Below are 9,609 nucleotides of genomic sequence, written 5' to 3' on the forward strand. Positions count from 1 at the left end.
AGATCCACGATCGGTGCTGCCACGGCTTGATCGCATCGGCGGCCAGCCAGCGCCCGATCGTCGCCGTGGCCACCGGGCGCACCAGCCCGGTGGCCACGGCGTGGGCTCTCAGCTCGGCGGCCGACCATCTGGTCAGCGGCAGACCGTGGTCAGCCGGACGCGTACACGCCAACGCTTTGACCTGGGCGACCTCGACGGGGGTGAACACGCGCGGCCGTCCCGAGCGGGGCCGGTCTTTGAGCCCCTCGAGGCGCTCGGCGCAGAAGCGATGACGCCACTGGCGCACGGTGTCGTCACACACCCCGATGTCGCGGGCGATCACAGCGTTCGCGTCACCGTCTGCGGCGGCCAGGACGATCCGGGCGCGCAGTACGTCACGGTGCGCACAGCGGGCAGCGTTCGCGCGGCGGGTCAGCTCGTCGCGTTCCTTGTCGGTGAGGATGACGATGTCGGCGCTGGTGGGAGGCATGTTCATTTCTGGCCCAGCCGGAGGGGCGTGTCAAGTTTTCTGTGTAAGGGCCGGTCGGTTAGCCCCTCTGCCGGGTGGTCAGAGTGGGAGTCTGTTGGGGAATTGCACGGCGAAGGCGTTGAGCGCTTGGTGCCATCCCTGTGTGCCGGTGCCGAGGTCGCCGCCGCGGGTGGTTTCGATGTTTCGGATGCCCAGATAGACCAGTTTGATCGCCGCCTCGACTGAGGGGAATGAGCCCCTTGTCTTGGTGATTTTCCGGAGTTGGTAGTTGATCGATTCGATCTGGTTTGTGGTGTAGATGACCTTGCGGATCTCGGGGGTGAACGCCAGGAACGGGGTGAAGTCCTCCCACGCATTGCGCCACGCCATCACCGCCCCCGGCGCCTTGGTGCCCCAGGTCTCGGCGAAGGCTTCCATCGCCAGCTCGGCGGCCTGGACGGTGGCCGCGGTGTAGATCGGCTTCATGTCCTTGGCCATGGTCTTGCGGTCGGCGTAGGAGGCGTACTTCATGGCCGAGCGCAGCAGGTGCACCACGCAGGTCTGCACCACCGTCTCGGGGTAGACACTGTTGACCGCGGCCGGCAGCCCGGTCAGTCCGTCGCAGCACAAGATCAGGATGTCCTTGCAGCCCCGATTGCGGATCTCCGCCAGGACGCCTGCCCAGAACTTGGCCCCCTCGGTAGCACCGAGCCACAGTCCCAGCACCTGCTTGCGGCCCTCTAGATCGACGCCTACGGCCACGTGGCAGGCCTTATTGGCCACGACGCCGCCGTCGCGAATCTTGAGCCAGATCGCGTCGATGTAGACGATCGGATACACCGTCTCCAGCGGCCGGGACTGCCACAGGGCGATTTCGTCGGTGACCACGTCGGTGACCCGGGAGATGGTCGCGGCGGAGACGGTGGAGCCGTAGATCTCCTCAAGGTGTGAGCCGATATCCCTGGTGGTCATGCCGCGGGCGTAGAGGGACAGGATCATGTCCTCGACCTTGCCCAGTCGACGGGCCCGCTTCGGGACGATCACCGGCTCGAACGAGCTATTGCGGTCCCGCGGCACGGTCAGCTCCACGGGACCCTGGAGGGTCTGGACGCGCTTGGTGGTCTTGCCGTTGCGGGAGTTACCGGTCCCATGGCCGGCGGGGTCGCCGGCCTCGTAGCCCAGGTGGTCGGAGAGCTCGGCTTCCATGGCCCGCTCCAGCACCGCCTTGGTCATCTGCGTCAGCAGCTCCTCGACCCCGTGGCGGCCCTGCCCGAGTTCCTCGGCGGCGGTCACCATGGCGTCGATCTGATCGGCGCTCAGCACCCCGGCCAAGGGGTTCTGGACATCAGCAATTTCGGTCATTCGGTCAATCCTTCCAAGAGGCGAAACCCGTAGGTCACACCTCGGTTCGAGACCGGACCCTTACACACTCAATGAAACACCCTCAGCCGGAGGCGACCGCCAAGCCGCCACGCCGGAACAAGCCGGAAGTCGAGGGCGAGAACGGGCGGCGGCGATGATGGAGATCATGGCCAAGATTCCCGAGTCGACCCAGACCTCACTGCGACAGAAACTCCTGGCGCGCGCGTCCGAACGGTGGCCCCAGATCCAGGAACTGCACACCCGCTACCGGGCCGGGTTTGCCTACGTCGATGCCACCTTGACCGACGGCGACGAAGTCAAGCTCTGCCGACTGCGCTACGCCGGATCAGCCAGCAACTGGGGCTTTGCGATCTACCGCGCCAGCCACAACGACTACCAACAAGCCGCCCTGCCAAACGGATGGCCCTCAGGCACTCCCGAAGAAGCCCTCGACACCGCCTGCGGCCTCTACCTCGGCGACCCCACCGCCTGGATCACCGACCCCCGACGAACTAACGGAGATGCCCACTAGCGAGAGCTCGAGCGTCATCGGCTGCAACCGTCGGCCGGCCCCGAACACTGGGAGTGGAGATCATCCCAGATCCCTGCGGAGAGGGATCGCGTCCCGTGCGCGGGGCGTCTCGCCGTGGCGACTGCCGCCCTCGTCGTCGTCACATCATGTCGCGTGGGGGACCTTATCGCGGTGACGTGAGCCGCGAGATCAGCCGTCCGACCTGTCGCTCGAGAGTGGCGTCGTCCCGGGCGATCAGGAGTGGGTGGATCGCGCTGTAGCGCTCGGCGCGGGTGAGTCGGGCGAAGGCGGCCCCTGCGGCCGGCGTCGCCTCGAGCGCGGTCACGAGGGCCTCGGGGAGCTGTGCTGACGCGGAGCCGGCGTAGGCGCGGTCCCAGCGGCCGTCGGACCTCGCCCGCTCGATCTCGGCGACGCCCCGCGGGCGCAGCCTCCGATCCTCGGCGAGGCGGGTGACGATCTCGACGTTCCGCAGTGACCAGATGGAACGCGCGCGGCGGGGGGTGAACCGTTGCACGAACGTCTTCTCGTCGTGCGACCTGCGCTGCCCGTCGATCCACCCGCTGCACAGCGCCTCCTCGAGCGCCTCCTGATAGGAGAGCGAGGTGGGGGAGGTGACCCCCTTCTTGGCGAGCATCAGCCAGGTCCCGTCGCAGCTCTCGTCGTTCGTGATCAGCCACTCGCGCCACCGGTCGACGTTCGCCACGATCAACGGTGCGTCAGGGCTGTCCGTCGGGCTCATGGTCCCAGCCTGTCAGGTGAAGAGGCCTGAGTGTGTCCTCTATGCGTCGCGCCCGCCCGGTCAGGTGCCGCGCTAACCTCGCACCATGGCTGAGATCGTCGTGACCGGCATCCCGCGGCGTCCTTCTCCTCTGGGTGGGCGCCGTCCGAGGCGCGACGAGCTCGCCCGGTTCGCCACGGATGATCCGCACGCGGTCGACGACGTCCTGCCCGCGGATGCCGAGCGGCTGCGGCTACTCATCGTCGGTGTGAACCCTGGGCTGTGGACGGCAGCCGTCAACGCGCCGTTCGCGCGGCCGGGGAACCGGTTCTGGCCGTCACTGCACCGGGCGGGACTGACCGATCACCTCGTTGACGCCGCCACCGGGTTCTCGGCCGCAGACGAGTGGCAGTTGCTCTCGCGGGGCATCGGCATGACGAACCTCGTGGGCCGGGCGACCGCGCGGGCCGACGAGCTCACCCGTGAGGAACTGCGGGCGGGTGCGGCCCGGGTGGCCACGGTTGCCGGGGAGCTGCGTCCGGCGGTCGTTGCGGTCGCGGGGGTCACGGCTTTCCGGACTGCTTTCGCGCGACCGAAGGCCGGCTACGGGGAGCAGGACACCTCAGATGTACCGGGGTGGCCCGGTGGCGTGGTGCTGTGGGTGCTGCCGCAACCCAGCGGGTTGAACGCGCACGAGACCCTCGACTCCCTGGCCGCGCACTGGCGGGAGGTCTGGGGTGCGGTGGAGAGGACCGGGGACCCCGGTGCACGCTGAACCGGCCCGTCGTCACCCGACTTCCGGCGACGTCAGCCGTCGTTACTCCGTCGATCGGCCCGGAAGGACTTCTCGACCAGCACTCTGATCTCCTCCGCCAGCGCGGGGACCGGACCGGAGACGGGGAGTCCCGGGACCACGTCGGTGATCCCGAGCGGGGCGAGCGGCCCGGGTGCCACGCCGAGATCGGCTTTCCAGCCCGCGTACTGGGCCCCGCTGGAGGCGAAGACGATGCGCCCGAGGCCCACGAACGCGTGGGCGGCGCTGCACATCGCGCAGTGCTCGCCCGAGGTGTACACGACACTGGACGCCCGCTCCTCGGGCTGCATGTTCTCCGCCGCCCAGCGGGCGATCGCGAACTCAGGATGCCTGGTGGCGTCCCCACTCGATTCGCGGTTACGGTCCGCGAACCGCACCTCGCCGGCCTCGTCGACCAGCACAGAGACGAACGGCTTGTCCCCCGCAGCCAGCGCCTGCCCCGCGAGGTCCACACAGGTGCGGAGATGGACGAGGTCGTCGGCCCCGACGGGGCGGGGGTCGGACGTGGTGGTCACGGTGCCTCCTGGAAGGGTCTGCTCCCCGCGGGGTTACGAGCTGCCGCCGACGCGCGCGTGCGGGAAGTCGGCGGCACGCCCCTGGAACGCCAGGATATGCGGGTTCTCGATGACTCCCTCGCGGATCTCGATGGCGCGGGAGATGGTGAGGTCCTCATCCCATGCGGCCGGCCCCTCCATGACAGTCCGCAGGAAGGGCAGGAGCGCCTCGCTGATCTCCCACGTGGCCGAGTTCCACAGGTAGGACGGACTGTGGTCGACGGCGTAGTAGTGCACACCCTGCCCGACGGTGAACATCGGGTCCTCGAACCCCGTGGGCACGGCCCACTCGAAGCCCATGCCGGCGTCGCACGAGACGTCGATGATGAGGCTGCCGGCAGCGAACTCCTCGAGATCCACGGTCCGCAGGTAGGTCAACGGGGCCGTGACGTCCTGGAGAGTGCAGTTCACCACGATGTCGTGCGAGGCGAGGAACGTGGGGAGCAGGACGTCGCCGTCCTCGGTGGGAACCGTGCTGAGGTGGGTCGCGCCCTCGTCGGTGTTGAGCTGGGTGATGTGGGCGCTGTGGATCGGCGAGCCCACCGCCGTGGCCCCCCGCTGGGTGAGGACCTGGATGTCGTGGATCCCGTGGGCGTTCAGGGCGGTGACGGCCCCGCGCGCTGTGGCTCCGAACCCGATCACCACCGCGCTCAGCCGGGGCCCGTAGTTGCCGGTGGACCCCGTGAGGCTCAGGGCGTGAAGGACCGAGCAGTACCCGGCGAGCTCGTTGTTCTTGTGGAGCACGTGCAGACTGAAGTCGCCCTGCCGGGTCCAGTGGTTCATCGACTCGAAGGCGATGAGGGTGAGCCGGCGGTCGATCGCGGTCTGCGTCAACCCGGTGTCCTGCACACAGTGCGGCCAGCCCCACAGGACGCGACCCTCCGGGATCTCGGCCATCTCTCCCAGCTGGGGTTTCGGGAGCAGCAGCACGTCAGCGGAGTCGATCACCTCGGCGCGCTCGGCGACCCGCCCCACGCGCGACTCGACATAGCCGGGATCGAGTTGGAAGTCGGCGGCGTAGCCGCGTTCGACGATCATGCGTGCGCGGAGGTCCGGCTCGATCCGGTCCAGGTGCCGGGGATGTATCGGGAGTCGACGCTCGTTCTCCATGGTGGAGCTCGCGAGCAGACCGAGGCTGAGGAGTTCGCCTCCCGGGGAGACACCATCGCCAGTGGCGGCGGAGGTGGTGGCGGGCGGGTGAGCGGTTCCGGTCATCCGGACTCCCATCATCAGGGAACCGAATTCAGCTCCTGGTCCGACTATATGCGGCCGGACAGGGGAGCGGCCCGGCGCCGAGCGGGAGCGGCCCGCGGGACGGGTCCGATGACGCTCAGGACTCGTGCCGGAACCCGACCTTGATGGTCACCTGCCAGTGGGCCACCCGGTCGCCGTCCAGCTTCCCGCGGACGGACTGCACCTCGAACCACTCGAGGTTGCGGAGAGACTTGGAGGCCTCGGCGATCGCGTTGGCGATCGCGGCGTCCGTTCCGTCGGGGGAGGAGCCGACGATCTCGGTGACGCTGTAGACGTGGTTCATGGTGCCCTCCAGGTTGTGTGACCTGGCTCACTCTATCGCGGCTGGTGCCCTCACCGGGCCGAATGACACTGGACCCGACGACACCGGGCCGAATGACACCGGACCCGACGACACCGCACCCACCGGCGCGCGGCCGATGGGTGCGGTGAGGCGGGCGGGTCGGATCAGTTGCCGAGGCTCGCGAGCGCGGAGTTGAACGTCTCGCTCGGGCGCATGGCCTCCCGCAGCTTGTCGACGGAGGGCTGGAAGTAGCCTCCCAGCTCGACCTTGGAGCCCTGGACCGACAGCAGCTCCTCGAGGATGGTGTCCTTGTCCGCGGTCAGCTTCTCCGCCAGCGGAGCGAAGTGCGCCGCCAGGTCCCGGTCCTCGGTCTGCGCGGCCAGCTCCTGGGCCCAGTACAGCGCGAGCCAGAACTGGCTGCCCCGGTTGTCGAGCTCACCGGTGACGCGGGACGGTCCCTTCCGGTTCTCCAGCAGCTTGCCGGTCGCCGTGTCGAGCGTCTTGGCCAGGATCGTGGCCTTGGGGTTGTCGTCCTTCCGGCCGAGGTCGTCCAGGCTGGCCCCCAGCGCGAGGAACTCGCCGAGCGAGTCCCAGCGCAGGTGGTTCTCCTCCACCAGCTGCTGGACGTGCTTCGGCGCCGATCCGCCCGCGCCGGTCTCGTACAGTCCACCGCCCGCCATCAGGGGCACGATCGACAGCATCTTGGCGCTGGTACCGAGCTCGAGGATCGGGAACAGGTCGGTGAGGTAGTCGCGCAGGATGTTGCCGGTCACCGAGATGGTGTCCAGGCCCCTCCACGCGCGCTCGAGGGTGTAGCGCATGGCACGCACCTGGGACATGATCTGGATGTCCAGGCCCTCGGTGTCGTGGTCGGCGAGGTACTTCTTCACCAGGGTGATCAGGTTGTTCTCGTGCGGGCGGTACGGGTCGAGCCAGAAGACGGCCGGCATCTCCGAGGCGCGCGCACGGTCCACGGCGAGCTTCACCCAGTCGCGGATCGGCGCGTCCTTGACGGTGCACATGCGCCAGATGTCGCCGGCCTCGACGTCCTGGGAGAGCAGGACCTCGCCGGTGGCGGCGTCGACGATGTTGGCGACGCCGTCGTACTGGACCTCGAAGGTCTTGTCGTGGCTGCCGTACTCCTCGGCCTTCTGCGCCATGAGACCGACGTTCGGCACGGTGCCCATCGTGGTGGGATCGAACGCCCCGTTGGTCTTGCAGAAGTTGATGATCTCCTGGTAGATCCGCGCGAACGTGGACTCCGGGATGACCGCCTTGGTGTCCTTCTTGCGGCCGTCGGCGCCGTACATCTTCCCGCCGATGCGGATCATCGCGGGCATCGACGCGTCGACGATGATGTCCGAGGGCGAGTGGAAGTTGGTGATGCCGCGGGCGGAGTCGACCATCGCCAGTTCCGGCCGGTGCTCGTGGCACCGGTGCAGATCCTCGATGATCTCCTCCTTCTTGGAGGACGGGAGCGTCTCGATCTTGTCGTACAGGTCGACCATGCCGTTGTTGACGTTGATCCCGAGCTCGTCGAACAGGTCGTGGTGCTTGTCGAAGGCCTCCTTGTAGAAGACCCTCACCGCGTGGCCGAACACGATGGGGTGGCTGACCTTCATCATGGTCGCCTTGACGTGGAGCGAGAACATGACGCCGGTCTCCTTGGCGTCGTTCAGCTGCTCCTCGTAGAACTCCAGGAGCGCCTTCTTGCTCATGAACATGGAGTCGACGACCTCGCCGGCCTCGAGGGGCACCGTCTTGAGGACGTGGGTCTCGCCGTCCGGCGTCACCACCTCCATGCGCGCATCGCAGGCGCGGTCGAGGATGATCGACTTCTCGCCGGCGTAGAAGTCGCCGTGCGTCATGTGTGCGACGTGGGTCTGCGACGCCATCGACCACTTGCCCATCGAATGCGGGTTGGCCCGGGCGTACTCCTTGACCGCCTTCGGGGCGCGGCGGTCCGAGTTGCCCTGGCGGAGCACCGGGTTCACGGCGCTGCCCAGACACGCGGAGAGTCGCTCGGCGACCTCGATCTCCTCGGGGGTCTGCGGGTCGTACGGGTACTTGGGGATGTCGTAGCCCTTGGCCTGGAGTTCCGCGATGGCGGTGTTCAGCTGGGGGACCGAGGCGCTGATGTTGGGAAGCTTGATGATGTTGGTGCCCGGTTCCTGGGTCATCTGTCCCAGTTCGGCCAGGTTGTCGGGAACCTTCTGTTCGTCGGTCAACCGATCCGGGAAGGCGGCCAGGATGCGGGCGGCCACCGAGATGTCGCTCGTCGTGACATCGATATCGGCGGCGTCGGTAAAGGTGCGGACGACCGGGAGGAACGCCTCCGTCGCCAGTCGTGGGGCCTCATCGGTGAGGGTGTAGATGATCGTCGTTCTGCCTGGGGTCATGTCGGCTCTTTTCTTTTCAGGCTGATCGTGTTCTTGTGGAACGGCATCAGCACGCCTGCACCATCATCACCCGAGTCGGGCCGGCGTGGCCAGAACCCCCCGGTGTGGTCGATCGGTGCACGTGCGCGGTTGTGTGATCGTCTCGGCGTCACCCTGCACTGTGGCCCACGACGCACGCGTCCGCGGCGTTTTCCGGCGGCGGGGACCCCGACCGGGGCGTCCCGGGCCGGGCCGTCCCCGCGGGGCGGGCGCGTTCCGGCGGTGTCGCGTCCGTCCCATCAGGCCTAGTGTCGAGGGACGACCGCTACTGCCGAGGAGGCGTCGACGATGACCGATGTGGGTGCACGGGCACAGGAACTGGCCGCTCTACACGACTCGGGTGACCTGGTGGTCCTCCCGACCGTCTGGGACACCTGGAGTGCCCGGACCGCCGCGGACGTGGGGTTCCACGGACTCACCGTGGGAAGTCACCCGGTCGCCGACGCCATCGGGGGCGCCGACGGTGAGCGGATGGACTTCGGCGAGTACCTCGGGGTGGTGCGCAGGATCGCCGAGTCGGTCGACATCCCCGTGAGCGCGGACGTGGAGTCCGGGTACGGGCTCGGTCCGGACGAGTTGATCTCGCGGTTGCTCGAGGCAGGGGCGGTGGGGGCCAACATCGAGGATGTGGTCCACGGCGAGGGCGACCGGGTCCGGGACAAGCACGAGCACGCCGACTACATCGCCGGCGCCCGCCGCGCGGCGGACGACGCCGGTGTGCCCTTCGTGATCAACGGCCGCACCGACGCGGTCAAGCTGGGCGGAGAGGTCTTCTCCGATCCGCTCGCCGAGGCGGCCGAGCGGATCGTGCTGATGGAGCAGGCCGGCGCGCGCTCGGTCTACCCGGTGGGGCTGACGTCCGCCGACCAGGTGACCAGACTCGTCGGGGCGGTCTCGATCCCGGTCAACGTGACCGCTCATCCCGTGAAGGGCCACGGCGCAGGGGACCTGGCCGTCCTCAGGAACCTGGGGGTGCGGCGGGTGTCCTTCGGACCGCTGTGGCAGATGTGGCTCACCAAGGTCTCCACCGAGCAGCTGTCCCACTGGATGACCCCCGACCAGTAGGTCGCAGCAGAGCGACCGCCCCGGCAGGCGGTGCGTCGGACGTTCAGTCCGACGCGCTCGGGCGCCTGCGGCCGGCCTTGGCCTGCGAGCGCCGGCTCTTGGCGTCGAGGCGCCGCAGCCTCGATCCGTAGGTGGGCCGTG

The 9,609-nt window shown here is 68.4% G+C and carries 10 protein-coding genes; 3 read left to right on the forward strand and 7 right to left on the reverse strand.

Annotated elements, in window-relative coordinates; all coding sequences use genetic code 11:
- A partial coding sequence (locus tag G6021_RS15160) for a helix-turn-helix domain-containing protein (RefSeq protein WP_182609254.1) occupies positions 1-469 on the reverse strand: 469 nt, incomplete at its 3' end.
- Positions 470-547: 78 nt separating this feature from the next.
- On the reverse strand, positions 548-1,810 hold the full coding sequence (locus G6021_RS15165) for an IS256 family transposase (protein ID WP_182641640.1): 1,263 nt from the start codon (positions 1,808-1,810) through the stop codon (positions 548-550).
- Between the two features lie 154 nt (positions 1,811-1,964).
- On the opposite strand from G6021_RS15165, the gene G6021_RS15170 reads away from it, so the two are divergent.
- Positions 1,965-2,342 (forward strand): hypothetical protein, encoded by a 378-nt coding sequence (locus G6021_RS15170; protein WP_241731598.1) that lies wholly within the window; start codon positions 1,965-1,967, stop codon positions 2,340-2,342.
- 163 nt (positions 2,343-2,505) lie between these two features.
- Here the strand turns inward: G6021_RS15170 and G6021_RS15175 are convergent, their stop codons facing one another.
- Complete coding sequence (locus tag G6021_RS15175) at positions 2,506-3,081, reverse strand: YdeI/OmpD-associated family protein (RefSeq protein WP_182641641.1); 576 nt, start codon at positions 3,079-3,081, stop codon at positions 2,506-2,508.
- A gap of 85 nt (positions 3,082-3,166) precedes the next feature.
- Here G6021_RS15175 and G6021_RS15180 point away from each other — a divergent pair, with 85 nt between their 5' ends.
- Positions 3,167-3,835, forward strand: coding sequence for a mismatch-specific DNA-glycosylase (locus tag G6021_RS15180; protein WP_182641642.1), 669 nt, complete (start codon positions 3,167-3,169; stop codon positions 3,833-3,835).
- 32 nt (positions 3,836-3,867) lie between these two features.
- Here the strand turns inward: G6021_RS15180 and G6021_RS15185 are convergent, their stop codons facing one another.
- The 4 genes from G6021_RS15185 to G6021_RS15200 form a co-directional block, all read right to left on the reverse strand.
- A complete protein-coding gene (locus G6021_RS15185) occupies positions 3,868-4,389 on the reverse strand; it encodes a nucleoside deaminase (protein ID WP_182611286.1) in 522 nt (173 codons plus the stop codon).
- A gap of 33 nt (positions 4,390-4,422) precedes the next feature.
- Positions 4,423-5,538 (reverse strand): N(5)-(carboxyethyl)ornithine synthase, encoded by a 1,116-nt coding sequence (locus G6021_RS15190; RefSeq protein WP_241730981.1) that lies wholly within the window; start codon positions 5,536-5,538, stop codon positions 4,423-4,425.
- Between the two features lie 220 nt (positions 5,539-5,758).
- Positions 5,759-5,965, reverse strand: coding sequence for a dodecin (locus tag G6021_RS15195; RefSeq protein WP_182641643.1), 207 nt, complete (start codon positions 5,963-5,965; stop codon positions 5,759-5,761).
- A gap of 164 nt (positions 5,966-6,129) precedes the next feature.
- A complete protein-coding gene (locus G6021_RS15200; protein ID WP_179525636.1) occupies positions 6,130-8,364 on the reverse strand; it encodes an NADP-dependent isocitrate dehydrogenase in 2,235 nt (744 codons plus the stop codon).
- Positions 8,365-8,691: 327 nt separating this feature from the next.
- Between G6021_RS15200 and G6021_RS15205 the strand changes: the two genes are divergently transcribed.
- Positions 8,692-9,468 (forward strand): isocitrate lyase/phosphoenolpyruvate mutase family protein, encoded by a 777-nt coding sequence (locus tag G6021_RS15205; RefSeq protein ID WP_182641644.1) that lies wholly within the window; start codon positions 8,692-8,694, stop codon positions 9,466-9,468.
- Positions 9,469-9,609: the final 141 nt, after the last annotated feature.

It is taken from the genome of Dietzia sp. CW19 (genome assembly GCF_014145265.1).
GTDB classification, from domain to species: Bacteria; Actinomycetota; Actinomycetes; order Mycobacteriales; family Mycobacteriaceae; genus Dietzia; species Dietzia natronolimnaea.

Coding starts and splice junctions, on each gene's coding strand:
- G6021_RS15180 (WP_182641642.1), top strand. CDS start 3,167: ATGGCTGAGATCGTCGTGACCGGCATCCCGCGGCGTCCTTCTCCTCTG.
- G6021_RS15200 (WP_179525636.1), bottom strand. CDS start 8,364: ATGACCCCAGGCAGAACGACGATCATCTACACCCTCACCGATGAGGCC.
- G6021_RS15205 (WP_182641644.1), top strand. CDS start 8,692: ATGACCGATGTGGGTGCACGGGCACAGGAACTGGCCGCTCTACACGAC.
- G6021_RS15165 (WP_182641640.1), bottom strand. CDS start 1,810: ATGACCGAAATTGCTGATGTCCAGAACCCCTTGGCCGGGGTGCTGAGC.
- G6021_RS15170 (WP_241731598.1), top strand. CDS start 1,965: ATGATGGAGATCATGGCCAAGATTCCCGAGTCGACCCAGACCTCACTG.
- G6021_RS15190 (WP_241730981.1), bottom strand. CDS start 5,538: ATGGAGAACGAGCGTCGACTCCCGATACATCCCCGGCACCTGGACCGG.
- G6021_RS15195 (WP_182641643.1), bottom strand. CDS start 5,965: ATGAACCACGTCTACAGCGTCACCGAGATCGTCGGCTCCTCCCCCGAC.
- G6021_RS15175 (WP_182641641.1), bottom strand. CDS start 3,081: ATGAGCCCGACGGACAGCCCTGACGCACCGTTGATCGTGGCGAACGTC.